Source organism: Endozoicomonas sp. (assembly GCF_965196975.1).
Taxonomy (GTDB): domain Bacteria; phylum Pseudomonadota; class Gammaproteobacteria; order Pseudomonadales; family Endozoicomonadaceae; genus Endozoicomonas.
On the sequence record NZ_OZ239981.1, the window covers coordinates 2,307,711 to 2,332,245 of the forward strand.

26 protein-coding genes are annotated in these 24,535 nt (G+C 48.6%); 9 read left to right on the top strand and 17 right to left on the bottom strand.

Going from position 1 to position 24,535, the window contains the following annotated elements:
• Positions 1–43: 43 nt before the first annotated feature.
• The 3 genes from ACOCLE_RS10320 to rluC are packed head-to-tail and all read right to left on the bottom strand — an operon-like array spanning position 44 to position 2,721.
• Positions 44–1,030, bottom strand: coding sequence for a S49 family peptidase (locus tag ACOCLE_RS10320; RefSeq protein WP_419536624.1), 987 nt, complete (start codon positions 1,028–1,030; stop codon positions 44–46).
• A 46-nt stretch (positions 1,031–1,076) separates the two neighbouring features.
• Positions 1,077–1,742, bottom strand: coding sequence for an HAD family hydrolase (locus ACOCLE_RS10325; RefSeq protein WP_419536625.1), 666 nt, complete (start codon positions 1,740–1,742; stop codon positions 1,077–1,079).
• 10 nt (positions 1,743–1,752) lie between these two features.
• On the bottom strand, positions 1,753–2,721 hold the full coding sequence (gene rluC / locus ACOCLE_RS10330; RefSeq protein ID WP_419537195.1) for a 23S rRNA pseudouridine(955/2504/2580) synthase RluC: 969 nt from the start codon (positions 2,719–2,721) through the stop codon (positions 1,753–1,755).
• Between the two features lie 597 nt (positions 2,722–3,318).
• On the opposite strand from rluC, the gene ACOCLE_RS10335 reads away from it, so the two are divergent.
• The 3 genes from ACOCLE_RS10335 to ACOCLE_RS10345 all read left to right on the top strand — a co-directional run bounded on the left by ACOCLE_RS10335 (position 3,319) and on the right by ACOCLE_RS10345 (position 7,605).
• Positions 3,319–3,522 (top strand): hypothetical protein, encoded by a 204-nt coding sequence (locus tag ACOCLE_RS10335; protein ID WP_419536626.1) that lies wholly within the window; start codon positions 3,319–3,321, stop codon positions 3,520–3,522.
• Positions 3,523–3,792: 270 nt separating this feature from the next.
• Positions 3,793–7,020: a ribonuclease E gene (gene rne / locus ACOCLE_RS10340; protein WP_419536627.1), complete on the top strand. Its 3,228-nt coding sequence runs from the start codon at positions 3,793–3,795 to the stop codon at positions 7,018–7,020.
• A gap of 144 nt (positions 7,021–7,164) precedes the next feature.
• A complete protein-coding gene (locus ACOCLE_RS10345; RefSeq protein WP_419536628.1) occupies positions 7,165–7,605 on the top strand; it encodes a nucleotide triphosphate diphosphatase NUDT15 in 441 nt (146 codons plus the stop codon).
• Between the two features lie 41 nt (positions 7,606–7,646).
• Here ACOCLE_RS10345 and murB read toward each other — a convergent pair whose 3' ends face one another.
• From murB to ACOCLE_RS10385, 8 genes are all read right to left on the bottom strand, one after another.
• Entirely contained in the window at positions 7,647–8,696 is a 1,050-nt protein-coding gene (gene murB / locus ACOCLE_RS10350) for a UDP-N-acetylmuramate dehydrogenase (protein WP_419536629.1), read from the bottom strand.
• A 69-nt stretch (positions 8,697–8,765) separates the two neighbouring features.
• Positions 8,766–9,236 (bottom strand): low molecular weight protein-tyrosine-phosphatase, encoded by a 471-nt coding sequence (locus ACOCLE_RS10355; protein WP_419536630.1) that lies wholly within the window; start codon positions 9,234–9,236, stop codon positions 8,766–8,768.
• Positions 9,237–9,241: 5 nt separating this feature from the next.
• Positions 9,242–10,078: a 3-deoxy-manno-octulosonate cytidylyltransferase gene (gene kdsB, locus ACOCLE_RS10360; protein ID WP_419536631.1), complete on the bottom strand. Its 837-nt coding sequence runs from the start codon at positions 10,076–10,078 to the stop codon at positions 9,242–9,244.
• A complete protein-coding gene (locus tag ACOCLE_RS10365) occupies positions 10,078–10,269 on the bottom strand; it encodes a Trm112 family protein (RefSeq protein ID WP_066015636.1) in 192 nt (63 codons plus the stop codon). The genes kdsB and ACOCLE_RS10365 overlap by 1 nt, the downstream gene beginning before the upstream one ends.
• Before the next feature lie 22 nt (positions 10,270–10,291).
• Positions 10,292–11,344, bottom strand: coding sequence for a tetraacyldisaccharide 4'-kinase (gene lpxK / locus ACOCLE_RS10370; protein ID WP_419536632.1), 1,053 nt, complete (start codon positions 11,342–11,344; stop codon positions 10,292–10,294).
• Positions 11,341–11,769, bottom strand: a complete 429-nt coding sequence (locus ACOCLE_RS10375; protein WP_419536633.1) for an ExbD/TolR family protein — start codon at positions 11,767–11,769, stop codon at positions 11,341–11,343. Before ACOCLE_RS10375 ends, lpxK begins: the two co-directional genes overlap by 4 nt.
• Positions 11,769–12,413, bottom strand: a complete 645-nt coding sequence (locus ACOCLE_RS10380; protein WP_419536634.1) for a MotA/TolQ/ExbB proton channel family protein — start codon at positions 12,411–12,413, stop codon at positions 11,769–11,771. Before ACOCLE_RS10380 ends, ACOCLE_RS10375 begins: the two co-directional genes overlap by 1 nt.
• Before the next feature lie 138 nt (positions 12,414–12,551).
• A complete protein-coding gene (locus ACOCLE_RS10385; protein WP_419536635.1) occupies positions 12,552–13,469 on the bottom strand; it encodes a ComEC/Rec2 family competence protein in 918 nt (305 codons plus the stop codon).
• A gap of 188 nt (positions 13,470–13,657) precedes the next feature.
• Here ACOCLE_RS10385 and ACOCLE_RS10390 point away from each other — a divergent pair, with 188 nt between their 5' ends.
• Entirely contained in the window at positions 13,658–14,701 is a 1,044-nt protein-coding gene (locus ACOCLE_RS10390) for a transposase (RefSeq protein ID WP_419533005.1), read from the top strand.
• A 3-nt stretch (positions 14,702–14,704) separates the two neighbouring features.
• Here ACOCLE_RS10390 and ACOCLE_RS10395 read toward each other — a convergent pair whose 3' ends face one another.
• The 3 genes from ACOCLE_RS10395 to ACOCLE_RS10405 form a co-directional block, all read right to left on the bottom strand.
• Positions 14,705–14,821 carry a ComEC/Rec2 family competence protein gene (locus tag ACOCLE_RS10395; RefSeq protein WP_419536636.1) on the bottom strand — a complete coding sequence of 39 codons (117 nt, stop codon included), beginning with the start codon at positions 14,819–14,821 and terminating at the stop codon, positions 14,705–14,707.
• A gap of 20 nt (positions 14,822–14,841) precedes the next feature.
• On the bottom strand, positions 14,842–16,347 hold the full coding sequence (gene tnpC, locus ACOCLE_RS10400) for an IS66 family transposase (protein WP_419532963.1): 1,506 nt from the start codon (positions 16,345–16,347) through the stop codon (positions 14,842–14,844).
• A gap of 63 nt (positions 16,348–16,410) precedes the next feature.
• A complete protein-coding gene (locus tag ACOCLE_RS10405; protein ID WP_419536637.1) occupies positions 16,411–17,574 on the bottom strand; it encodes a ComEC/Rec2 family competence protein in 1,164 nt (387 codons plus the stop codon).
• Between the two features lie 316 nt (positions 17,575–17,890).
• Here ACOCLE_RS10405 and ACOCLE_RS10410 point away from each other — a divergent pair, with 316 nt between their 5' ends.
• The 3 genes from ACOCLE_RS10410 (at position 17,891) to ACOCLE_RS10420 (ending at position 19,396) form a co-directional block, all read left to right on the top strand.
• Complete coding sequence (locus tag ACOCLE_RS10410) at positions 17,891–18,424, top strand: DUF2062 domain-containing protein (RefSeq protein ID WP_419536638.1); 534 nt, start codon at positions 17,891–17,893, stop codon at positions 18,422–18,424.
• A 34-nt stretch (positions 18,425–18,458) separates the two neighbouring features.
• Positions 18,459–18,764, top strand: a complete 306-nt coding sequence (locus tag ACOCLE_RS10415; RefSeq protein ID WP_419536639.1) for a hypothetical protein — start codon at positions 18,459–18,461, stop codon at positions 18,762–18,764.
• Positions 18,765–19,135: 371 nt separating this feature from the next.
• Positions 19,136–19,396 (top strand): hypothetical protein, encoded by a 261-nt coding sequence (locus ACOCLE_RS10420; RefSeq protein ID WP_419536640.1) that lies wholly within the window; start codon positions 19,136–19,138, stop codon positions 19,394–19,396.
• A gap of 44 nt (positions 19,397–19,440) precedes the next feature.
• Here the strand turns inward: ACOCLE_RS10420 and lolD are convergent, their stop codons facing one another.
• Both lolD and ACOCLE_RS10430 read right to left on the bottom strand, forming a co-directional pair.
• Positions 19,441–20,139 (bottom strand): lipoprotein-releasing ABC transporter ATP-binding protein LolD, encoded by a 699-nt coding sequence (gene lolD, locus ACOCLE_RS10425; protein WP_419536641.1) that lies wholly within the window; start codon positions 20,137–20,139, stop codon positions 19,441–19,443.
• The gene (locus tag ACOCLE_RS10430) at positions 20,132–21,376 is read right to left on the bottom strand and encodes a lipoprotein-releasing ABC transporter permease subunit (RefSeq protein WP_419536642.1); all 1,245 of its coding nucleotides are present in this window, start codon (positions 21,374–21,376) and stop codon (positions 20,132–20,134) included. Before ACOCLE_RS10430 ends, lolD begins: the two co-directional genes overlap by 8 nt.
• A 380-nt stretch (positions 21,377–21,756) precedes the next feature.
• On the opposite strand from ACOCLE_RS10430, the gene ACOCLE_RS10435 reads away from it, so the two are divergent.
• A complete protein-coding gene (locus ACOCLE_RS10435) occupies positions 21,757–22,056 on the top strand; it encodes a hypothetical protein (RefSeq protein ID WP_419536643.1) in 300 nt (99 codons plus the stop codon).
• Positions 22,057–22,327: 271 nt separating this feature from the next.
• Here ACOCLE_RS10435 and ACOCLE_RS10440 read toward each other — a convergent pair whose 3' ends face one another.
• Positions 22,328–23,218, bottom strand: coding sequence for a helix-turn-helix domain-containing protein (locus tag ACOCLE_RS10440; RefSeq protein ID WP_419536644.1), 891 nt, complete (start codon positions 23,216–23,218; stop codon positions 22,328–22,330).
• Positions 23,219–23,466: 248 nt separating this feature from the next.
• Between ACOCLE_RS10440 and galE the strand changes: the two genes are divergently transcribed.
• Positions 23,467–24,480, top strand: a complete 1,014-nt coding sequence (galE, locus tag ACOCLE_RS10445) for a UDP-glucose 4-epimerase GalE (protein WP_419536645.1) — start codon at positions 23,467–23,469, stop codon at positions 24,478–24,480.
• The last annotated feature ends 55 nt before the right edge of the window (positions 24,481–24,535 follow it).

A 24,535-nucleotide genomic window follows, 5' to 3' on the forward strand; every position in this document is an offset into this window, starting at 1 on the left:
GTACCCATCAGGTCTTCCAGAGAAGACCTGATGGGTGTTCAAATCACATCAAGTGAAAACCATCACCCAGCGCTTCCACCAGAGTGGCGCTGACACCAGCCCCAAAATCCCGGGCAAATTTTTCCAGCGGTGAAAGACGGAAGGTATAATCAACAATATCCTCCTCACCCACCACTTCACGAGCCACATAACCCGCACTGCCCAGACCATCAATCAGACCAAGTGTTTTGGCCTGTTCTCCAGACCAGACCATGCCAGAGAAGATGTCCGACCGATCCACAAGCCGATCACCACGCCCGGTTTTAACCGCATCAATAAACTGCTGATGAATAGTATCCAGCGACTCCTGCCATTGGGCTGCTGCTTCGCGGTCCACGGACTGAAACGGATCAAGAAATGCCTTATTTTCACCGGAGGTATAGGTTCTGCGGGTAACCCCCAGCTTTTCCATCGCCCCGACAAAACCAAAGCCTGAAGAAATAACACCGATAGAACCCACCAGACTGGCTTTGTCAGCGTAAATTTCATCAGCGGCCGCGGCAATGTAATACCCACCAGACGCACCAATATCCATAATGACCGCATAAAGAGGCGTATCCTTATGCAGATCACGCAGTCTGAGAATCTCATCATAGATGTAACCAGACTGCACAGGGCTACCACCCGGGCTGTTAATCCTCAGAATGACCGCTTTAGTACCTGGATCCTCAAATGCTGAACGCAACCCCGACACCACGACATCTGCATCCACATCACCACCACCAATCTGGCCATCAATCTCCACCAGGGCCGTATGCTCACCAGAGTCATTACTGATCGCTACATCATTAATATTGGTGGCGTTATAAATGACAGCAACGGAAAAGAACAACCAGCCAAACGTCAGCAGTTTAAAAAATATACTCCACCGTCTGGAACGACGCTGCTCCAGCAACGCCCCTTTAGCCAGGGCATCCACCAGATCCCAGGCTCGATTACTGTCAAGGCGATCCTGCGCCTCAGACGAGGACTCCCGCCACTTGTCCTGCATAACAACCCCTTAAAATGTCCACTCAAATTGCCTGAATAATCTCAGACTAAATACCCAGCCAGACGAGAACACTTTCAAAATTCTCGGCAACATATACCGGCTCAAAGGCCTGAAGAGACTCATGAGAGCCTGCCCCATAGGTTACTGCCAGCGCATCAGTACCAGCCCTATGGGCCATCTCCATATCAAAACCAGAGTCTCCAATCATCAATACTTGATCAGGCAACACCTGGAACCGCGCCATAAGCTGCTCAATCATATCCGGATCAGGTTTTGACCTGGCATCATCGGCAGTCAGACTTGCATCAAAAAAAGACTCCAAGCCATTTGCCGCCATGGATCGCTGCAACCCTGGACGACGCTTGCCTGTAGCAACCGCCAGAATGGCATTGCTTTTCCTGATGGCGGTCATCCCAGCTTCCACTCCCGAAAATGGCCGGGATGGTGACTGTTCCAATTCACTGTGATGATGTTTGTAAGCCATCCGCAGCCGCCGATTCCCCTCATCCGACAATTCCGGATACAACCTCTGCAGCGCTGGCCCAAGACTCAGCCCGACAACACTGCGATAAAGAGCATCTCCCAGAACAGGCAGCGCCTCTTCCAACGCCGCCCGTCTCAACGCTTCAGCAATATTCGGAATGGAGTCAACCAGTGTCCCATCCCAGTCAAAAACAATCAGAGCATATTTATCAATTCTTCGATCCGACATCCAGCATTCCCTACTCTCCTTTCAAAACTGATAACACCTCTGCAAGATCCTCCGGCAAAGGGGCTTCAACCTTCAATCTTTTACCATCCAGCAAATCAAACTCGATACTGGCCGCATGCAGGAACAACCTGTTAAGGCCAAATTGCTTCTGAGACTGGTTATCCGCATCCATACCGTATTTCCCATCCCCGGCAATGGGGTGCCCCGCATGCAGACAGTGAACACGAATCTGATGGGTTCGACCGGTGATAGGGTAAGCCTCAACCAGCGTCATATTCGGAAAACGATCCAGCACGCGAAAAGCCGTCCGGGACTTTTTACCGTCCACATGCACCCGGACCATACGTTCTCCTGACTGAAGAACATTCTTCAGCAGCGGAGCATTCACCAACTGTTTTCTGGCCGGCCATTTTCCGACTACCAATGCATGGTACAGCTTTTCAACTTTTTCTTTCTGCTGCAACTGATTATGAAGATGACGCAGCATGCTGCGGCGCTTGGCAATCACCAGACAACCAGAGGTATCTCGATCCAGTCGATGCACCAACTCAAGAGTACGGTTTTCCGGCCTAAGCTGGCGAAGCGCTTCAATCACTCCGTAAGACAGGCCACTCCCACCGTGCACAGCAAGCCCAGACGGTTTATTGATGATCAGCAGCAGATCATCTTCATAGAGAACCGCCTTTTCCAACTGAGCAATCACACTGTCAGCCGGCCTCACCGGAGCCTCCCTTTCCGCTATTCTGACCGGAGGAATACGAACAACATCATTCAACTCGAGGCGGTAGTCTGCGGTTACACGCTTTTTATTAACTCGCACCTCGCCCTTACGAACAATACGGTAGATCCTTGTCTTGGGCACCCCCTTAAGCACCCTCAAAAGAAAGTTATCAACACGCTGACCCGCCGCATCGTCATCAATGGTAATAAAATGAACTTTCGCCACTTCAACGCCACCATCAACGACCTCCTTATCAATAGAAGGCTGTTCCTTTGGCTTTCGAAAGAAAGCATTTTTCTCCGAACACGCTCGCTCAGCCTCACGACCAGAAACCACCACCCCAGCCCTACCAGGCTTCTGGACACCTTTCCTGTGAGTGGAACGGCCTTTACCATTAATATTGCGCGTTTGTTTCAATCGTCTAACCACATATCTGTTTATGCAAAGTCGCAGCCCAAAAGCTTTACCCTAACCATTTGAGATAAAAAGGCTTTCAAGGCTTACCGCTATTTTCGTTCAGGTAATGTTATCAGCTTTGTGTCATTTGAAGCACTTACAGATTACTGATATAGTTGTGGCAATGCCTTGTAACTATCCGAAGAGGCAGTTCGATTTACGAAGCCTGAGCATGCCCCCAAGAGGAATGGTATCACTCAAATTCCGCTAAACGGGCCGAAAAATAAACTGGAGATACGTTTTACCCGATGAACAAGTCCGGGTTAAGTAACTTCAGGAATAGCCGCTCAGGCACACATCATGGCAGATGAACCAGTTGCATCCCTCCCGGAGGGCATGAGTTCCTGCCATGATTGCTGAATGATTAAAGACCACGGCCACAGCCGTGATAGATAAACAGTGCCACCCAAGATCAGAGGTTGCGCTCCCGATGCCAGGGATGAGGAAAAGCGGACGGGTCATACGCTAGTGAAAGGCTCAGTGATACCTGTGAACGTATCCACAACCAGCCAGAAGCGCCCGATCAACGCATCTCCCCACTTTGCATCCGGTCAACATACGGATGCGGATTGCTATATCGTTACAGCCTTATCCTTGAAATAAGTCCGGCTGTAAGTCTGATAGTTGGTTACAACCGACCATACCGCTCTACACGCGGTTGTCGGCCTGTGTACAGTCGGGTAGCACCGAAGAGTTTGTACAGAAGCTGAAGGAAACCAGTTGCACTGTCAGCCACCGCGAATACGTCAAGTGGCAGGCCGGGTTCTTCCAGAAACACGATGGATTGCCCGTGAAACAATGGATGCGCTGGATTAACCGAAAGTCACGAACAACTCTGGCTGATTAGGGTAGCCATTAGCAATTTGGTACTCTATGAAGAGAATGTTGATCAATGCGACCCAGCAAGAAGAGCTGAGGGTTGCACTCGTCGATGGGCAGCGCCTGTTCGATCTGGATATCGAATCCGGAGCCCGCGAGCAGAAGAAAGCGAACATCTACAAAGCAAAAATCACTCGTGTCGAGCCTAGCCTTGAAGCCGCTTTTGTCGACTTCGGTGCAGAGAGACACGGCTTCCTGCCCCTGAAAGAGATCTCCCGGGAATACTTTGTAGGCCATACTGGTGGGCGTCCAAACATCAAGGATGTTATCAAGGAAGGCACAGAGGTTATCGTTCAGGTTGATAAGGAAGAGCGCGGTAACAAAGGTGCCGCCCTGACAACACTGGTCAGTCTGGCTGGCCGTTACCTTGTCCTGATGCCTAACAATCCACGCGCCGGTGGAATCTCACGCCGTATCGAAGGCGATGAGCGAGCTGAGCTTCGTGAGGCCATGAGCAAGCTGAACATCCCATCCGAGATGGGTGTCATCGTTCGTACAGCGGGCCTTGGTCGCTCTACCGAAGACCTTCAGTGGGATCTGGACTACCTCCTGCAGCTCTGGAACTCCATCAAAGACGCCGCAGACAAAAATCCCGCGCCATTCCTGATCTACCAGGAAAGCAATGTCATTATCCGCGCCATCCGTGACTACCTGCGCCAGGATATTGGTGAAGTACTGATCGACAAAACCTCGGTTTATGAAGAAGCCCTGGACTTTGTCAAACAGGTCATGCCTCAGTACCAGAACAAGATCAAGCTGTATAAAGACAGTGTCCCCCTGTTCAACCGCTTCCAGATTGAAAGCCAGATCGAGACCGCCTTCCAGCGTGAAGTCAAACTACCATCCGGTGGTTCGATTGTTATTGACCCAACGGAAGCCCTGGTATCGATTGATATCAACTCTGCCCGTGCGACCCGTGGTGGCGATATCGAAGAAACCGCCTTCAATACCAACCTTGAAGCGGCAGATGAGATTGCACGTCAGCTGCGCCTGCGTGATATTGGCGGACTGATTGTTATCGATTTTATCGATATGGGCAGCAACCGGAATCAACGGGAAGTTGAGAACCGCATTCGTCAGGCACTCTCAGTTGATCGTGCCCGCGTTCAAACCAGCCGCATCTCCCGCTTTGGCCTGCTGGAAATGTCGCGTCAGCGTCTGCGCCCATCACTGGGTGAAACCAGTGGCGTTGTCTGCCCTCGCTGTTCAGGCCAGGGCACGATTCGGGATATTGAGTCTCTGGCTCTATCTATCCTGCGCCTGATGGAAGAAGAGGCAATGAAGGACAAGACGTCCGAAATTCGTGCACAGGTACCCGTTCCGGTTGCAGCATTCCTACTGAATGAAAAGCGTAAGATGATCGCCAAGATCGAGAAGCGCCATGATGCCCGCATCATTGTCATTCCAAATGCCAATCTGGAAACCCCTCATTACGACGTTCAGCGCCTCCGTGATGACAACCTGCAGGATCACGAGAGCAGCTACGAGATCATTCTTGAGGGTGAAGACGCCAGCTCAGAAGAACTGACCACAGCAGCCAAGCCACAGCCCAGACAGCAGGCCGCCGTTCGAAATGTTGCCCCTGCACAGCCTGCTCCGGCAATCAAAGCGTCTGAGTCTAAACCCGGGTTTATTGGCAGCCTGCTGAAGTCCATCGGCAGCCTCTTTAACTCTGACAATGATGATGACAAATCTGCTGGCCAGGACAAATCAATCCAGCAACGTCAACCGGCACGCCGTGACAATCAATCCGGCCAAAACAGAAAGAAGACCCGAACTGACTCCCAGCGCCGCGACAAGCAGGACAGCAACCGCCCTCAGAAAGAGCGCAAAAAGAGCCAGCAGGAACGGTCGGACAACCGCCCCACAAAGCAGGAAAACCGCTTCGAGAAGCAGGAAAGACGCCAGCGTGACAAGCAGGAAGTAGCGGAACAACGGGAACCCAGACAGGAACGCCGCCAGGACCAAGAGTCAGAACAGGGGTCCAGTGATCGCCGCCGCCGCCCGAACTCTGCTCCTCGTCGTCGCAACAACCGTCAGTCTCAGCGCCTGCAGCAGAACGAGCCGCAATTGCAGCCACTGCTGCCTGAAAGCACCAAAGGGTCTGGAAACGCACCTTCTACCCATGAAGCAGCCGTACAGGAAAGTGCCCCTCAAGAAAAACATGTTGATAAAAAAGAGTCAGTTGCAAACATTGAGAAGCCTGAGATTGAAAACAGCAAACCTGCTGCAGTGACCTCAGAAGGCACTCAAATTGCTAACGAAACTCCAAGTGCACCAGCGGACAAGGCAGTCGAAGCCAGCAATGCCTCTCTTGAAGAGCAAGCTCCGATCACCACTGCTGATACCACTGAAACCCCGGAAGAAGCGAGACCTCGCCGCTCAAGAAGAGTGAAGAACGACCCTCGCCGTCTCAGGGAAGCTAAGCAACCTTCACCTCAGGACTGTAAATCTGAAATCTCTGTAGAGAGTGATTCCGAGTCACCAGTGGTTCAAAAGCCTTCTGTTGATCAAGAGCCTACAGGCGAGCTGAAGGCTTCAGCGCCAGATGATGTTTCATCAGCACATCCGGAAAAAGCCGAACACGCCTCTGTTGAGACGACCACTCAGGAAAATCAGAGCGAGCAGGCAGCCAGCGATGCTGAAGAAGTAACAGCCGTTGAGCAGGAAAAGGTAAAACCTCGTCCTCAAATGACTGAAATGGCAAAAGCCGTTGCAGCGTCTCATAATCTCGACAAGCCTGCGTTTGGGTCCATGCCATCCGCATTCGAGAAACCGGTTGCGCCGGAAGTAGAAGCAGACGCTGTAGAGCCCAAAGCGCCCATGACAGCCAATGAAGCTGAAGAGATGCTGAAACAGGCATTAAATCAGTCTGACGAAGAGAAACCAGTCAACACTGCAGATGCAGGTGAAAGCAGTCAGAAAAACACTGTCGAGCCTCAACCGGCACCTCTCCCCGAAGTGGCTGAGAGCAAGGCTGTAGAAGCAGCAGAAGTTGCTGAACAGACTGAAGGTCAGCATGGCCAGTCAGCAGAACTTAAAGCAAGTGAAGCAGACACAGCTCCTGCTGATGAAACCTCTGAAAGGCCTCGTCGTCGTCGCAGCCGTGCCCATAATGACCCTAGAGCCAAGCGTCAGACTCAGCAGATCGAACTGCCTGCTGAATCAGAAGGTGAAGCACAGGAAGCACCTCAGACGCGCACTGAAGAAAGCAACCTGTAATACCGGTTGAGATACTTTCAAACGGGGTGGTTTCCGCCCCGTTTTTTTTTACTTCCAAAAAATAGCTCTTGTGAGTCAACATAGCCTGAATCATTAGCATCAATAGCCAATGCTACAAACTTATAATTGATGGAGACAATCGTAATGAGCCACCCCAGAGTTGGCATTGGAATCATTATTGTCAGGGAGGATGGAAGGATATTGGTTGGCAAGCGTAAGGGAAGCCACGCCCCCTACTGGTCTATTCCCGGCGGACACCTTGAGTTAGGGGAGACGTTTGAAGAAACAGCAATCCGTGAAGTCCAGGAGGAAACAGGACTCCTTATCAAAAGCCCAAAGGTCATCGCCATCACTAACAACCTGAAAACCTTTCAGGAGGAGAACAAACATTATATTTCTGTCTGCTTAAAGGCCAAATATCCTGGCGGCAAGGCTGAAAACAGAGAGCCTGAAAAATGCGATGGCTGGCGATGGGTTACACCTGACAACCTGCCGCAACCCCACTTTGAAGCAAGCGAGCAATCCATTGCCTGCTATCTTCAGAAGATCTGCTATATCCCACAGAAAAAGGATAAACGGAAATAGGTTATTTCTGCAGAGACAGAAAAATGCTCCCCCTTAAGGTCTCAAACCAGCTTGAGAGCTTCCATATACAGCCTGGGCTCTCTTTCCAACAAGACACCAAACTTGTCGTTAACTTTTTGCTGAATCATGTTCGAGAATGAAAGTACATGCTGACCGGTTGCGCCTCCATGATTAATTAGTACCAAAGCCTGATATTGATAAGTTCCAACAGCACCCTCACGCATTCCCTTTAGCCCAGCCTGATCAATTAACCAACCAGCAGCCAGCTTCCAGTTCTGCCCGACAGGATAAGCAACAATATCTGGATATGCCTGTTTCAAGCGATCCATCTCTGCCTGTGATACTTCAGGATTTTTGAAAAAACTGCCAGCATTTCCCACCACAGATGGGTCCGGCAATTTTTCACGGCGAATATCACAAACGGCCTGACTGATATCAATAGCGGATGGCGCCTGATCACCAAAGCGCCGGGAAACCAAATCACCTAGCTGGCCATAACCAAGATTGGGTTTTAATGTCGCGTCGAGATCCAGTGTCACAGAGATAATAATATACTGATCTCGCTTTTCTCTTTTGAAAACAGAATCGCGATAGCCAAAGCCGCAACTCTGCCGGTCAAAATATTCCACAAGCCCGGATTCAAGATTCATCGCCTCCAGCGAAACGAAAGAGTCCTTCAATTCAACACCATAGGCACCGATATTCTGAATAGGTGCAGCGCCAACGGTGCCCGGTATTAAGGAAAGATTCTCCAGTCCATAGGCCCCATTCTCCAGGGACCACAACACAAACTCATGCCAGTTTTCTCCTGCCTCAGCCCTTACCCGAACAGAATCTTGATCGCGACTCAAAACCGCTCTTCCCTTGAGATTAACGTGTACAACCAGAGCATTCAGAAAATCGCCAAGCACGACATTACTGCCCCCCCCCAGGGGAATAACAGGCAACCGCTTTTCCCTGGCAAAAGTCAGTGCAGACTGCAGCTCAGCGACCGAATTCACCTCTGCGTAGTACCTGGCAGTAGATGGCAGACCCAAGGTATTTTTCTCTACCAGAGGATAATGGTCACAAATCTTAAGTGGGAACGTCATCAATAGTTTATTCAATACAAATTGGAGAAATCAGCCCACATGGGCTGGCAGATACAGGGAAGATGCAGTTTATTGCAGGCTTTTCTTCAAATGGTCCAGCAACGCAACCCCACCAAGCTCAACAAGGTTGAGCACTCGCTCGAAGCCTTCATTACCACCATAGTAAGGGTCAGGAACTTCAGATACTGGCAGGTCAGCATAATCAAGAAAGAGCCGCAGTTTATGGGCATGCTCTTGCGGACAGATCTTTTGCAGGTTCTTCAGATTTTCTCTATCCATAGCCAGGATATAATCCTGCTCAACAAAATCAGAAGGCGCCACCTTTCTGGAACGAATAAATGAAAGGTCATAACCATGATCTGCTGCCTGCTGCATTGAACGACTGTCCGGTAATCCCCCATCATGCCAGCCACTGGTGCCAGCTGAATCGACCCTGATACGGTCTGATAAGCCTGACTCCGCAACTTGATGAGCAAACACACCGTGCGCAGTGGGTGACCGACAGATATTTCCCAGACAGACGAACAGTACTTTTTTCATTATTTTTATGCTCTGACCGTTTTTTCATCGGGCTCAAGGCTGTCTACTAGCTGCCCTCTCTCAAGCAATGCACGAACTGCCAGCAGGTCCTGTTCCGTATCGACACCATGAGGAGGGGTTTCAACCGCTTCAGCCACATGAATCCGATAGCCATTCCACATAAGTCGAAGCTGCTCGAGAGACTCCATTTTCTCAATTGGGCTGACACCCCAGGTTACATAGTGGTTCAGAAGTCCAACACGATAGGCATAGATACCTATATGGCGCTGAAAGCAGGCATCTGCTGCCACTTTCCTTTCTTCCGTCGCAAAATCATCCCGCGCCCAGGGAATGGGGGCACGGCTGAAATAAAGTGCATACCCTCTGGCATCAGCCACCACTTTGACAATATTGGGATCAAAAATCTGCTCCAGCTGAGTCAGCGGGCTGGATAACGTAGCTGCCCCTGCCTCAGTTGATACCTGCAGATTTCTGGCCACCTGATTGATGACAGACGGAGGGATCAGAGGTTCATCACCCTGCACATTGACAATGATTTCATCATCCTTCAGCTCATGAATTCTGGCCACTTCCTGTAACCGGTCAGTGCCGGAAGGGTGACCTGGCAACGTCATGCACACCTCGGCACCAAAACCTTCAGCTACCTTAAGAATTCGCTCATCATCCGTAGCGATGATGACCCGGCGGGCATCACTGGCCAGCGCCCGCTCATAGACATGCTGAACCATAGGTTTACCAGCAATATCAGCCAGCGGTTTGCCCGGTAAGCGACTGGAAGCAAAACGGGCAGGAATAACAACGGTAAAGTCTGAGCTACCAGCCGGTAAGAAGCCTTGTGCCATCAGGACGCCTCATCCAAACGTTCATCAACGGTCAATGTGCGCGCCTCACCTTCGAGCATGACAGGAATACCATCACGAACAGGATAAGCAAGACCACAGGGTCTGCAAACCAGCTCCTGACGCTCTTTATTTGGACGCACTTCCCCTTTACACAGTGGACAGGCCAGAATTTCAAACAGAGTCTTATCCATCATTTTTCCTCAGCTATAAGCCCTAGGTTCTGTTGACATAAGATACAGGCTTACGAGCTTCAATCATTTCCATCAGCTGCTCAATACATGAGTCCGATACACAGGTCGTCACCGGCAGATACCAGTGCCTATCATCCGCAAAGTCACCGCATTTAACGGCATCCTTAGCCGTCATAATGACCGGAAGATCATCGTTAAAACAAATGTCTTCCGGTACAAATGAATGGTGATCCGGAAAAGGATGCCCGATAACATCGTATCCCAGCGAGCGCAGTGTATTAAAAAAACGCTCCGGATTACCAATTCCTGCGACCCCATGAACCCTGGTTATATCGGGAATCCGTTTCGAAATACCCGTCACACTGACCGACGCCGAGGGTTCAAGGGAAAAATAGTACAGTCCTTTCCGCCCCAACGCACTTTCTACTTCCTCAGCCTTTGCTGATATGGAAGCATTATTGGTATTGACCAGAATCATATCCACCTGGTTCATTCTTTCCGGTGGCTCCCGAAGAGGGCCGGCGGGCAGGCAAAGCCTGTTACCAAGCAACCGGTCACCATCCAGAACCAATACCTCTACATGCCGTTGCAGATTATAGTGCTGCAACCCATCATCTGCGATGATGAGATTGCAGTCTGTCTGATCACAGAGAAACTGGGCGGCCTTTACACGGTCAACATCGACAATCAAAGGGACATTAAGCTGCCGGGCAAGCATAACCGGCTCATCGCCTACTATGGCAGGGTCTGAGTCGGGTGTAACTGATATGGACGCCTCTCCAGTTTGTGCACCAAATCCACGACTGATGATCCCCGGCCGGTACCCCCTTCTCTGAAATTCCCGCACAAGGGCGGCAACCAGAGGGGTTTTCCCCGTCCCTCCCACGGAGATATTCCCTACCACAATGACAGGCACAGGCGGCGACCAGCGTGATGACTGCAGAAGTCGCTGCTTTCTTCTCTCAGCCAGAAAGGAAAATAACCTACTGAGTGGCTTCAGGTGGCGAGTCCAGCCACCAGAAGGGCAATACCAGGAGTCTGTGACTGACTGGCTGAATCGCTGCCAGAGCGTCACTGATCAGACTCGGTATCTTTTCGTGTTGTCATGCTCAGGTTGATAAAACCCAGCTGCCCAGCCGCGTCCATTGCCGTAACTACCGCCTGATATGGCGTCTTGGCATCAGCCGTAATAATCAGGGGTACCTTACTGTCCCCCTGACTGACTTTGCCCAGAGCCCGTTTGAGCGTATCCAGTTGACCATTGACCAGCCCCTGGCCATCAACCGCAAAGTCTCCAGACTTACTGATAGTGATCTCAATCTGCTTCGGCTGCTGCTGCAAAACCTCTCCGGAAGATTCCGGCAAATCAATAGCCAGATGCGTTTCCTTGGTGAAGGTGGTCGAGACCATAAAGAAAATCAGCAGCAGGAAAACCACATCGATCAGAGGTGTCAGATTAATCGACACCTCCTCCTGATTTCTCTGTCGTCGGAAATTCATTATCTCCTGGCCTCACTGCCCTGAGCGGATGGAGATCCTTTACGATCACCCTGCAGTACTTCAACCAGCTTGATCGCATCCTGCTCCATCGCAACCACCAGCTCATCTATTCGGCGGGTAAAATAACGGTGAAAGATCAGAGCCGGGATAGCCACGGTAAGACCGGCCGCGGTGGTAATAAGCGCTTTGGAAATCCCGCCAGCAAGAACACCGGCATTTCCGGTACCTTCAACCATCAGCACAGTAAAGACATCAATCATCCCGATGACGGTTCCCAGTAAGCCCAGCAGTGGAGCAATTGCTGCGATAGTACCCAGAGTATTAAGATAGCGTTCCAGGTCATGGATCACCTTGCCAGCCTGCTCTTCAATACTCTCCTTCATAATTTCCCGGCCACTGCGCGCATTTGCCAGGCCTGCAGCCAGAATCTCACCCAGTGGAGACCCGGCTTTCAACTGATCCAGTTTTTTATTATCCAGACCATTACTTTTGATCCACTTCCAGACTTGTGAAAGGGTATTTTTTGGTGCAATACGTGAGGGTCTCAATGTCCAGAGCCGCTCGAAGATGATTGCCATGGCAATGACCGAAGACAACAGGATAGGCACCATCAGCCAACCACCGGATTTCACCAGTTCGAACACAATAATCTTCCCTTACAATGACAAATTCATGGTAGCTGGACTCATCTGATCAGGTATGCCAGCTCCCAAGGTTATTAGCATGACTGTATCACAGAGATTGGCACCATTTAAGCAGTAACTGATCGCTTTGAGAAAGGGTTAGCGCCACCAGTAGCGGGAGTGCGTTTTACGGTATGCAGAAACCGTTGTATTACCATTACCCAGCGTAAAAGACAGTGAGCCATCAGCTGCCGTATTAAAGATTTGAGCACCTACTTCCTGAGCTCGTGTAACCGTTTCAGATGCCGGATGACCAAACCGATTGGCAAAGCCAGAAGAAAAAATAATCACTTCAGGCTGAACAGCAGAGAGGAAACCAGGGTCACTGGAAAACCGGCTACCATGGTGAGCCGCCACCAAAACGCTGGATTTCAGCTCAACACCCTCCTCAATTAATCGTTTCTCAACTCGCCCACTAATGTCTCCTGGCAGTAAAAGACTGTCTGTCCCCACTGTCACTTTCAGTACACAGGAGGCATCATTACTGCGCTTATAATCCCCACCGGCCAGTACCTGAAAATGAACACCATCCCAATCCCAATGATCCCCTGGCTGGCACTTAACCCAAGTTCCTTCAAACTCAGGCAGTTTGGTACCACTGATAACCGGTACATCCGGATATCTGGACAGCAGCGATGGCAAACCACCTGAATGGTCCTGATCACCGTGAGAAATCATTATACGATCGATTTTGGTCACGCCGGATTTAGACAGTGCAGGAAGGATAACGCTCTGTGCTGCGGACATCCTTTCCGAAAAACGATCACCGGTATCGTAAATCATTAAGTGCTGGTGCGTTCTTATTAACACGGCCAACCCCTGCCCAACATCAAGAACCGTCACTTCAGCCTGGCCGACCGGCACTGAAAACGGCTCCATAAAAAATGAAGGCACCAGCATCACAGGAGCAAGCCAGCGCAAACCCAGAGGCGCAGGTGAGATCAGCAGTAACATACCTGTAACCGCCAGAAACAGTGCTGGCCAGGAGAGTGACTGCCGTGCTGGAATAGATACCATCAAACCAGACACCCACTGCAACCCCCACTGCCCCCATGTGACCAGATAATCAAGCCCGGCAATAATAAAACCGGCTACATCTGGTAGTACAAACTGTAAAAAAGCAGCGCATAATAATAAGGTAGGACTTTCGCATTGACAGGCAGCTGTAAAAATTGCTAGATCAGCAAAAAATAGCGGATGTCGTCGTGCGTAGAAAGATAACAAGACCTACAACAGCTGGGTGTGATTTGCCGAAATATACAGGGTTTCTATTGTGTGAGCCGAAATCAGCAACCTGTACTCGCCTTAGTGAGATCGGAGATATGTCACACCACAGCGTTAACCGTTTTCTACAACGTGAAGACTTTGCTCCCAATGACCTTTTCATGGAAGTAGCCGCAAGGCTGATTCTTGATGGGGGCACGCTATCGGTTGATGATACGGTGCTGGATAAGCCGTACAGTAACTACACGGCATTCATCGGCTATCATTACTCGGGCAAGCATCATAAAGCCGTCAAGGGCATTAATCTCATAACGCTCTATTACACCGATATCAAAGGCTATAGCCTTCCTGTCAATTTCCGTATCTATGACTCTGCGGACGGAAAGTCCAAAAATGATTATTTTCTCGAGATGCTGAAAGAAGTACTTGTATGGGGCTTACGACCTGCATTTGTTACGGGGGATTCCTGGTATAGCAGTGCCGCAAACCTGAAGACTGTGAAAAACAACGGTCTGGGTTTTATGTTTGCCGTTAAAAGCAACCGTACTGTTTCTATCCAAAAGGGTGACTACCAACAAGTGCAGAGCCTGGAGATTCCTGAAGAGGGAATAACCGTTTGGCTACGTAATTTTGGTTCTGTGCGTTTGTACCGGACGCGGCTAAAAAACGAGCTGCGCCATTACGTCGTCTACACACCCCATGCTGGATCAGAGGTATCACCACAGGTAGGCTTTAATGAACTTCACCTGCACCATTGGGCGATCGAAGAGTATCACCGGGCGCTGAAACAACTCTGCAGTATTGAGCGCTTTCAGGTGAGAGGAAAGCAGCAGGTCAGGAACCATATTTTTGCCTCTATCTTTGGGTATGCCTGCCTTCAGGCCAAGAAAGTATCTGAATCTCTCAGTAGCATCTATCGCGTTAAGAATGATGCGCTCAAGGATGCTATTTGGGACTTCATTAAGAGCTTCTCTGATGGTAAAGACTGGCTGAGACCATCTTTTATCAGAGCTGTCAATGCGTAAGTTCTATAAGGGAACAACACCAATACCAATCAATGGGATAGCCAGAAGATTCACCAAGGGAGACATTGGTGATACCGGTTGACCATTAAACAAAAGCAAAGGTGCCAAAAGTACAAACACCAACCATTGAGGCTTAGTAACTATTCAGCACCCAGCAAAGGCGTATTGTTGTAATTTCGAACCGCTTTAAGAAGCGCCTGAAATATGTTCAACCCCTGCTTTTTAGCAGATGATAAATAGCTTCGGATTCGGGTAAACATGGTACCTCCGTCTTCGCTTCTGAAGCAGCCTGAGATCTTCTGCTTAAGTTTGGCCATCCTGGCATCACGTTCACTGCCATTGTTATCGAAGGGAATTGAAAAGTCCGACATGAAGCGCAACGTTTCAACCTTAAACTCAATAAGCCTTTTGAACAGGTTGTAGGCCTTGGTATTCCTGACCTTCTTACGTCCAAGCACCTGTCGTTGTTTTTCCATATAAGCGGTTTCCTTCGTGAGAGCCCTTTGAAGGATTTGGTCGTATATCGTCTCAATGCGAAGCTGTATTGCACCAGGCATTTGAGTCAGACCGGCTGCTTTGTATTTCTTGCAGAAGTGCCAGGAGAGCGTAAGCAATTTCATCAGCCGCAGAGCCAGCTTATTCGCATCCCTATCGACAACTCCCTGAAGCTCTCTCAGATGATGGGCATTACAAAGCACATGCACTGCCGCATAGGCAAAGTAGGACTTCCAATGATCGTGAACCAGAATGCCTGCAAAAGTCAGCAGGATGCCCATTGCATCCATTGCTTCACAACCTCGCCTTTCTGAGAGGTAGTAAAGCGTCCATTGGTCATCTCGCATAATGTGTAACCACCACAGTGAACCGTCAACCCGCATGCCAGTTTCATCCGCTCCTGCAACCGGACTTTCTTGTAAAGCATCGCGGATACTCTGCTCAGTAGAGGCCAGGTTCTCATGGGTATAGGCAACAAAATTGGCAACAGAGCCTGCGCTGACACTCATGCAATAAATAGTATTGAAATACTCAGACACCCGGTGATATGGGATGAAGTGATACTGGTTTAAATGAACAGCCATTGCCTGAGTCACTTCTCCGTATTGAGCAGCGGCTTTCACTCCTTGGGGAAACTCAGCGGTGTTCCGTTTACCACAAGGACATACTTTAACGTCTGCCCAGTACGCGGTAACTTCAAATTCTCCGGGTCTACCTGGATCAAAAACCTGTCGCTCAATGTATTTGGTGGGTTTAATATCGATAAGCGAAGACTGGCAACAGCAACATTTTTCAACCTTCAGATGCCTGACATAATCGGGTAAGGCGACACGTCTCAAACAAGAGCCTTGATGACCTTTCTGGCCACCTGGTTTATTGCCTGAAGATGGTCTAAGGCTTTTGGGGTTCGGTGTTTCCTGTGAGGAGCAGGGGGCTTCTTTGGAAGATGTATCACCTTTATCACTCCCTTTTTTACTGGGCTTTTGATAACCATCTGACGATGGTGGCTTACTACTGTTTTGACTGTTTTTATTAACCCTTTCTTCCAGTTCGCTGCAACGTTCCCGTAAAAGCGCATTCTCGGTCCGAAGCTCTTCATTCTCTTTAAGGAGAGCTTCGGTAAACGGAGTAGCTGGGAAGTCTGGTTCCATACTGGAGATTTGTTAGAAAAATTGAGTATAAGATGATGGTCGAAAAATCAGAAAATTCCAGATTTATATGAAGGGTGCTGAATAGTTACGAGGCTTAAATACTTTCACCCGCCAACCAGGTTTCTCCCGTCGACCGACCATACCAAAAAGCAATGCCAAAACGGCAATAAAGGAATACCAGAAACCATTACTGGTTATCGCAAGAGGGTCAAAGGCGAGCACCGTTGCTAAAGCAAGCAACCAAAGCGTTATAGGCGAGGCTCTTATACCCATTAATGGGGACAAAAGTGCTGCAAATGTCATAACAAGGGCTCTCTGCACAGGCACACTGAACCCAGCTAACAAGGCATAGCAAAATGCAAACAACACTCCTGTCAATGCTTTTATCATGGGTAGAGGCAGCCTGCGAAGGGGAATAACTCCCAATTTCCCCAGAATGGCAGCAAGAGAAAGTCCCAACCAGGCCATAAGCCCGATATGAAGACCAGAAATCACCATCAAATGAGTAGTGCCGGTCTGATTAAAGACATTCCATTGTTCAGCACTTATTGCTGACTTATCCCCCAGCAAAAGGGCAGTAAAAAGCCCTCTGTTTGCATTCGATACCGTAAACCACAACCACTGTCTCAAGTGTTCTCTAAGTTGATGAATACAATACCCCCATGGAATGGGCTCGTTAAGTATTGAGCCAGACTTAACGTACCCTGTAGCCTGTATTCCCTGACGTAATATCCAGGCCTCGTAATCAAAAGCACCTGAACTTGAGAAACCATGAGGCAGGCGTAACCTCACAGTTAAAGCCCAGGGCTCTCCGACCTTCAAATCAGGAGCACCATGCCAGCTAAGCCTTATCCTCCCTATCTGACCACCCGACTCCAACTGGCTGGCATCAAAATCAAAGCGAGTAACCTTTCCAGTTATCACCGGCAGGCTGGCGACTTCTCCTTTAATATCAATGTCTTTTCCTTGCACACTGTTATCTAGACGAGTGAATGCATAGTGCGTTGCATACAATGAACTGGTAAGACTACCCACCAGAATAGGAAGGAGCCACCAGCAAGCCCGGGAACCATTAGCAAAAGAGAGTATCCAAAGTAGTAGGATAAAAAGCGGCAGACTGATTGACAGCAGGACAGACAGATCAAAAAACAACGAAACAAAACCGCTGGAAAGTGCAAATATCAGTAATCCTGTTGCCGGTTTTATTGTTGGGTGAGTGTTATCCACGTAGTTTTGCCTGCTGTTTCAGTGCATAATTCACAGGTTTACCTCATTCAAGGTATCGTTTTTCCCTGCCCTGAATGACAATCATTGCATCGTGGCATGACCAAGGTTCAATTTTGAAAACGGGCATGCTATGGCCGATGAAAAATAGCTAGCATAGATGAATTTCTGTCGGGTAAAACCAACCCTGTCTCCCCTGGAAGGATCCCGTAACGATTTTCATGCTGAAAAGCTGGCAACCTCTGCAGACCATGAACTAAAGTCATAGCTCAGAGCATGATGAGTTTATGTAACGATAGCTGTAACATAGTGGAAGGATATGGCGAAAAAACTGATTCAAAGGTATTTGCCGGAACCAAAAACCATTAAGGAAAATCGCCATCTGCGGTTTCTGGGTTCTGCATTGTATGATGCAAACCTATGGCAACTTAATCGCAGATCTGCTGCTGCCGCATTTTTTGTTGGTATTTTCGTCGCGTTTATTCCGATGCCTTTTCAAATGGTTCTGGCTGCATGTCTGGCCATTGTCTTTCGTTGCAACCTCCCACTTTCTGTAGCACTGGTCTGGATTACGAACCCGCTGACCATGCCTGCCATATTCTATTTTACATACAAAATTGGCTGTTTTATCCTTCAGACACCGGTAAGTGAAGCTTCCTTTGAACTCACAGTTCAGGGTCTGGGTGCCGGACTTGCCCGTGTCTGGAAGCCTCTTTATTTAGGGTCGGTGGTCTCTGGCGTTGTGCTCGGTTTCATCAGTTACCTGCTGATTCGGGCGGCCTGGCGCTGGAATGTTGTCATCAACTGGCGCCAGAGGAATAAACGTCGCTCTCGACCTGATCCATTCAACTAACTGCTATTCAAAATTCTCTAGAGAAAAAAGCCCCATGCAAAGAAGTTTTCAAAAGCGCCAGCCAAAGCTGGAAGGCCGTGGTCTGCTTGAAGCTGTCAACACTGATGGTCCTCACAGCGACTGGTTGGGGATGCCGGATTACTATATCCACACACTGACAGTAGCCGGTGATGACTACAAGTACCTCTCAGCCGACAAGCTTCTGGATGTCAATATTGGAGATACTGTTGTCTTCAGGTATCAGGAAGTTGGCAAAACCGAAAAAAAGGAAAAGCGTATTGATAAACGCTCCCTTGGCCTCTACATTGACCCCAGCCAATACCTTCAGGAAACTCCCTGAGGCACCAACCGATATCAAAATCGCCTGAAAGAAACGACGTGACGCCGTGATTTTCAGGCGATTTTCACACACCGGAAGCAATAGTTCACAATCCAACAAAATGTAAACTTTTGCTACAATAAGACAATCAACTAATGAATAACTCTGATTAGAAATAAACCAATTTGAAACATCTGCAAATCAAAAAGTATTTACCAGCCCAATTAAGAAATAAGCTCCTCTCACCAGACAACGTTAACATCGCTTTTCACCGAAAAAGAAGACAGGATTTGTCACTCCGCACTTGATGCAATAATGTTATTTTTTAATGTATAAATAGTATTGGACGATAAAAGTTAGACAGGAAAAACATCAAAGGACTGAGCATGATCATGAGAATAGCCACCACAATGACAATTATTGCAGGCTTAGCTATCAGTGCCGCATCAGCCATTGCGGCAGAAGAGCGTGTCACTGGAGGTGATAACGCGTATTACATTGCAGACTCCTCGAAGAATATCTTCAGCTCAACCGATTTTGTCTGGCCAGAAAGCAAGTTCAAAGGCGGAGATGGCTACGATGGGCCAGAAGAAGAAAGCAGAGCGTTTAAAGTATATGTCATTCATGAAGAGAAAAAAGGTGGTGACAAGTAATAGTCATCTGAGTAATAAAAAAAGCCCTCTACTGAGGGCTTTTTTTATACCGCTGGTGCAAGATAGCCGTCTTCAAGACGTAATGCCCGATCCATTTGTCGGGCAAAGTCCATATCATGGGTTACCACAATAAAGCTGGTCGTCAGCTTCTTACTAAGAGATTCCATCAGTTCATGAATCTTACCCGCTGTATGAGGATCCAGATTACCTGTTGGCTCATCCATCAGAACAAGGTCGGGTTTGGCGACCAATGCTCTGGCAATAGCTACCCTCTGTCGTTCACCACCGGAAAGCTCTGCGGGCTTATGACTGGCTCTTTTTGACAACCCTACCATACCTAACATCTTTTCAGCCCTGACTCTGGCCTGGTGTACGGATACTTCTCTACGAAGTAGCAGTGGCATCGCCACATTTTCCAGAGCAGTGAACTCTGGCAGCAAATGATGGAACTGGTAAACAAAGCCAAGATGACGATTACGCAGCTCGCCCTGCTGATGCTCAGATACATTCATCAACTGATGGCCACAAAGAAGCACTTCACCACTGGAGGGACGATCCAAGCCTGCCAATAGTTGCAGCAGTGTCGTTTTACCGGAGCCCGATGAGCCAACAATAGCCACTCTTTCTGAAGGCATAACCTGAAGGTTAACTCCTTTCAGTACGTTAAGCTTTTCAGGACCTTCTGAAAATTCTTTGGTAATTTTCCGGCATTCAAGTACTTTCCGTGTTTCTGAATTATTCATAGCGCAGAGCCTCTGCTGGCTGAGTTCTTGAAGCACGCCATGCCGGATAAAGGGTCGCAAGGAAACTCATAAGCAAACCGGATACACTGATCACAACGATATCCTGCCACATTAACTCTGAGGGTAGATAACTGATGAAATAAACATCGGGGCTCAGAAAGTGAACACCAAGCAACGTCTCCAGGGCACTGACAATGTCGGAAACATTCAACGCACCAATAATTCCCAAAAGAACCCCCAGAATTGTGCCAATTACACCAATCAAAGACCCCTGCACCATAAAAATGCCCATAATCATTTTTGGGCTGGCACCAAACGTTCTGAGAATAGCGATATCTCCTTGCTTATCTGTCACCACCATCACTAACGTAGATACGATGTTAAAAGCAGCAACGGCAACAATTAGCGTCAGTAAAAGCCCTACCATCGTCTTTTCCATCTGAATTGCCTGAAACAGGCGCCCATGGGTTCGAGTCCAATCCTGAACGTAGTAACGTCCGGGCAGAGTAACCGCTACATCCCAGGCCAGTTTAGGTGCAGCAAAAAGATCGTCCATTTTCAAACGAATACCAGTCACCCCTTCAGGAACTCGTAGAAAACGTGCCAGGTCTTCACGGTGAGCGTAAGCCAGGTTGCCATCCACATCGGCACCAACAGAGAAAGTACCAACAACGGTGAAGCGTTTAAGGCGCGGCAAAACACCGGCAAGGTTTACACTGGCTTCAGGCAGAACCATGGTTACCTTATCGCCAACGGACACCCCCAGATAATTAGCAAGAATTTCACCGAGCAGAATGCCAAACTCTCCAGCTTGAAGGTCTTCCAGCCCCCCTTGCGTCATATGGTCGGAAATAATCGAGACTTTTTTCTCATGCTCAGGATCAATGCCGTAAACGAGTGTTCCACGCACCTGGTCACCATTGGTCAACATACCCTGAGCATCAACAAAAGGCGCAGCCGCTTCGATACCATCTTTCTCCGGAATGGTATTTACCAGTTCCTCCCAGTCATCAATACCACCACCAGCAGCAGTAATCGTCGCATGAGGAACCATCCCCAACACCCGTTGTTTGAGCTCCCGGTCAAAGCCATTCATCACCGACAACACAATAATCAGGACAGAAACACCCAGCGTCAGTCCCACCATGGATGTCCCAGAGATGAAGGATATAAAGTGATTCCTTCGCTTTGCGCGGGTATAGCGCAAACCTATAAAAAAAGGTAATGGTCTAAACATTTATTCTGCCAGTTCTGCCCCCCCCCTTGTGCCATCGGCATGTAAGGGGTGGACTTTGCTACTCTTTTCAAAAGAGTCAGTAAGGACAAGATTGTCATTATGCCATAAAGCAGAATAAATCCCTTTGAATTTTCCTGCACTTTGCATCTATTTCTACCTACAGCCCAGCATAATGGCAAAATAGTTACCCGAACCATTTCAGTTCAATCCAGTGTGGGATAGAGTAGGCTAATTTTGAACAATCGTTTATTGATAAAAATACATTCAGCACTAAATACAACGCTGTACCAAGACTCAATAAACAAACAAGGCTGAGCGCATAAATGACCAGAACAAGAACACTGTTAAACTTTTTATCGGCCACCCTGATAGCTTTGAGTATGCCTCTTGCTGCTGAAATTTCAGCCAATAGCCATAGACCGGAAACCTTACACTCTAATGGCATTATTAAAGTTCCCGTCGGTAGTCAGTCTCAGCAGATGCGTCAATCTCTGTCTCTGCCGGAGCATGGTCAGAGCATGGATGAAGTCAGAAAAATGCTGGGTAACGCGAGCCAGACTGAAACTATCGGTGAACCACCAATCACTCGGTGGTATTACCCAGAACAACAACTGACGGTATATTTTGAAGGTAAGCGAGTATTAAGATCAGTCATCCAAAACATCGCTGAAAACAGATAAAATTTTACCCATTATTTTAATAGGCATTTTTCTCCTAATTTCAGAAAATCAACCTTATAGGACTAATCCAGCACTTGCAAAATGATGCATGATGTATGCGAATATCACTAAAGATCACGATCAGCTAACTGCTCTTTGATAGCATTATCTGTTTGAGTAACAAATACGGAGTCCATTTCAAACCACACTGTTGAAATAGTTTTCAGACTGTTTTCGTAAAAAAATTACTCATCGTTAGATCAGAATTTTCAGTACTATTACAATATTCTATTCAAAGAAGCTTCTTTCGGAATTGCCCCGGCGGCATACCAAAGTACCGCTGAAAAGCCTCATAAAAACGACTGAGAGAACTAAAACCACAGGCGTAACCAATGTCGGCAATGGGTCGTTCACTGTCCATAAGCAGCAGCTGAGCTTTCTGCAGGCGCTGAAACTGCAGATATTGTTTAATGGATACGCCCATCACACTGGTAAAAAGGTTGGTCGTATAATTTTTGTGCAAACCAAGATGAGTAGCAACATCTGCCGTTGAAATAGGCCGGTGCAGGTTTTCCCCCATAAAGTGAATCATGGTGGAAACATGGTGTACACCTTTCAACCGACCACTCCCCGGATTACTGGAAGCTTGATCCGTTTCTGCCGGTGATTCCTCAATATGATCTCCGGATGAAAAACTCTCCGGGTGATCCCACCCCTGAAAACTGATTCTTTTTAACAGCAGCGAAAGCTCACCCAGAATAATCTCCTTCAATTCCGGATGTTCGCTCTGAAAATCCTCATACCATCGGCCCAGTCTCATGACCAGATAGTCATGATCCGGTTTTGCCAGGGCAATAGAGCCTGTCATTACCTCCTGCCTGAGTTGTTCTGTTAATGGCCACTGAAGAAACTCGGGTAAAGGGATATAGAGGTTATAGAGCATGCCTTCCCCCTGGCTTCTTTCCTCAAGAGCCACCAGCCGATGCGGCATGTTGGCCCAGAAGATGGCCAGCCGGTTTTCAGGAATACGCTGCTCCCGCCCATTAACAATATAAGTAGCAGAGCACCCCAACAGATAGTTCAACTCAACATGGCCATGAACATGACCACTGTCCATAATATAAGGTGCCCGGTTTTCGATATAAAAGATGTCCCCCTGAATATCGGAAATTGATCCAGGCATGGGTACCACACCTTCGGTTCCACAGTTTTTTTTCCTGACAGGTTGCCCGACAGACAACAGCTGCTGACTGCTCACAAATATTGACCCTTATCAAAAAGCCTCATCATGATACCTGTTGCCATCGCATAAATCTTTGTTTTCGGGAAAAACAGAGAAAAAACCGTAAAAGAAACCTACTGCAACCTGTTTCTAAAATGACCACAAGAGATTATTCAACAGGTAGAAACACTGCCTGAACGAGGTAGACAATGAGCATCCTGATCACCGGAGGTGCTGGCTACATTGGCAGCCACACTTGCCTGGAATTACTGAATGCCGGTTATGACGTCGTCGTCGTTGATAACCTGTGCAACAGCCATGAGACCTCCCTGCACCGTGTGGAAAGCCTGACGGGTATACAACCCGCTTTTTATCCTATCGATATACGCGATAAAGAAGCCCTTCGTGCCGTATTCGAAAGGCACTCCATTGAAGCGGTGATTCACTTTGCCGGGCTAAAAGCAGTGGGTGAGTCTACCCGGATACCCCTGGCTTATTTTGATAACAATGTCAGCGGTACGGTAAAACTCCTGGAAATCATGGAAGAGTTTGGCGTACATCATCTGGTCTTCAGCTCTTCTGCAACCGTGTACGGCGACCCACATGAAGTACCGATCAAGGAAGACTTCCCGGTTGGACAGGTCACAAACCCCTATGGCCGCAGCAAGTTCATGGTGGAAGAGATCCTTCGTGATACGGCAGCGTCCAATGATCGCTGGAATTTCAGCATTCTGCGCTACTTCAACCCGGTTGGTGCCCACGAATCCGGCCTGATTGGTGAAGACCCAAGCGGTATTCCTAACAACCTGATGCCTTATATTGCCCAGGTTGCCGTGGGCAAGCTGGAGCAACTCAACGTATTTGGCAATGACTACGCTACCCACGATGGTACCGGTGTGCGCGACTACATCCATGTTGTCGATCTGGCCCTTGGCCATCTTGCAGCATTGCGAACCCATTGGGCCGATCAAGGTGTTCACACCTACAACCTGGGTACCGGCAAAGGCAGCAGTGTACTGGATATGCTTCATGCCTTTGAAAAAGCCTGTGGCAAAGCGCTGCCTCATAAAATCCAGCCACGCCGCCCCGGTGATATTGCCCAGTGCTATGCCGATCCTGCCTATGCAGAGCAAAAGCTGGGCTGGAAAGCCACCCGCACTGTTGAAGATATGACGATAGATACCTGGCGCTGGCAGTCAGAAAACCCGAACGGATTTAATTAATAAAACCGCTACCCGTTTCCCGTAAAAGACCGCCTTATCTTTAACGGGTAGCGGG

Excerpts from the sequence above, each read along its gene's own strand:
- galE (WP_419536645.1), top strand. The coding sequence starts at position 23,467 with ATGAGCATCCTGATCACCGGAGGTGCTGGCTACATTGGCAGCCACACT.
- ACOCLE_RS10365 (WP_066015636.1), bottom strand. The coding sequence starts at position 10,269 with ATGGATAAGACTCTGTTTGAAATTCTGGCCTGTCCACTGTGTAAAGGG.
- ACOCLE_RS10415 (WP_419536639.1), top strand. The coding sequence starts at position 18,459 with ATGCAAAGAAGTTTTCAAAAGCGCCAGCCAAAGCTGGAAGGCCGTGGT.
- ACOCLE_RS10440 (WP_419536644.1), bottom strand. The coding sequence starts at position 23,218 with ATGCCTGGATCAATTTCCGATATTCAGGGGGACATCTTTTATATCGAA.
- ACOCLE_RS10355 (WP_419536630.1), bottom strand. The coding sequence starts at position 9,236 with ATGAAAAAAGTACTGTTCGTCTGTCTGGGAAATATCTGTCGGTCACCC.
- tnpC (WP_419532963.1), bottom strand. The coding sequence starts at position 16,347 with ATGGAACCAGACTTCCCAGCTACTCCGTTTACCGAAGCTCTCCTTAAA.
- ACOCLE_RS10430 (WP_419536642.1), bottom strand. The coding sequence starts at position 21,376 with ATGTTTAGACCATTACCTTTTTTTATAGGTTTGCGCTATACCCGCGCA.
- rne (WP_419536627.1), top strand. The coding sequence starts at position 3,793 with ATGAAGAGAATGTTGATCAATGCGACCCAGCAAGAAGAGCTGAGGGTT.
- kdsB (WP_419536631.1), bottom strand. The coding sequence starts at position 10,078 with ATGGCACAAGGCTTCTTACCGGCTGGTAGCTCAGACTTTACCGTTGTT.
- ACOCLE_RS10320 (WP_419536624.1), bottom strand. The coding sequence starts at position 1,030 with ATGCAGGACAAGTGGCGGGAGTCCTCGTCTGAGGCGCAGGATCGCCTT.
- murB (WP_419536629.1), bottom strand. The coding sequence starts at position 8,696 with ATGACGTTCCCACTTAAGATTTGTGACCATTATCCTCTGGTAGAGAAA.
- ACOCLE_RS10375 (WP_419536633.1), bottom strand. The coding sequence starts at position 11,769 with ATGAATTTCCGACGACAGAGAAATCAGGAGGAGGTGTCGATTAATCTG.
- ACOCLE_RS10345 (WP_419536628.1), top strand. The coding sequence starts at position 7,165 with ATGAGCCACCCCAGAGTTGGCATTGGAATCATTATTGTCAGGGAGGAT.
- ACOCLE_RS10410 (WP_419536638.1), top strand. The coding sequence starts at position 17,891 with ATGGCGAAAAAACTGATTCAAAGGTATTTGCCGGAACCAAAAACCATT.
- ACOCLE_RS10435 (WP_419536643.1), top strand. The coding sequence starts at position 21,757 with ATGCCTCTTGCTGCTGAAATTTCAGCCAATAGCCATAGACCGGAAACC.
- lolD (WP_419536641.1), bottom strand. The coding sequence starts at position 20,139 with ATGAATAATTCAGAAACACGGAAAGTACTTGAATGCCGGAAAATTACC.
- ACOCLE_RS10385 (WP_419536635.1), bottom strand. The coding sequence starts at position 13,469 with ATGGTATCTATTCCAGCACGGCAGTCACTCTCCTGGCCAGCACTGTTT.
- ACOCLE_RS10325 (WP_419536625.1), bottom strand. The coding sequence starts at position 1,742 with ATGTCGGATCGAAGAATTGATAAATATGCTCTGATTGTTTTTGACTGG.
- ACOCLE_RS10420 (WP_419536640.1), top strand. The coding sequence starts at position 19,136 with ATGAGAATAGCCACCACAATGACAATTATTGCAGGCTTAGCTATCAGT.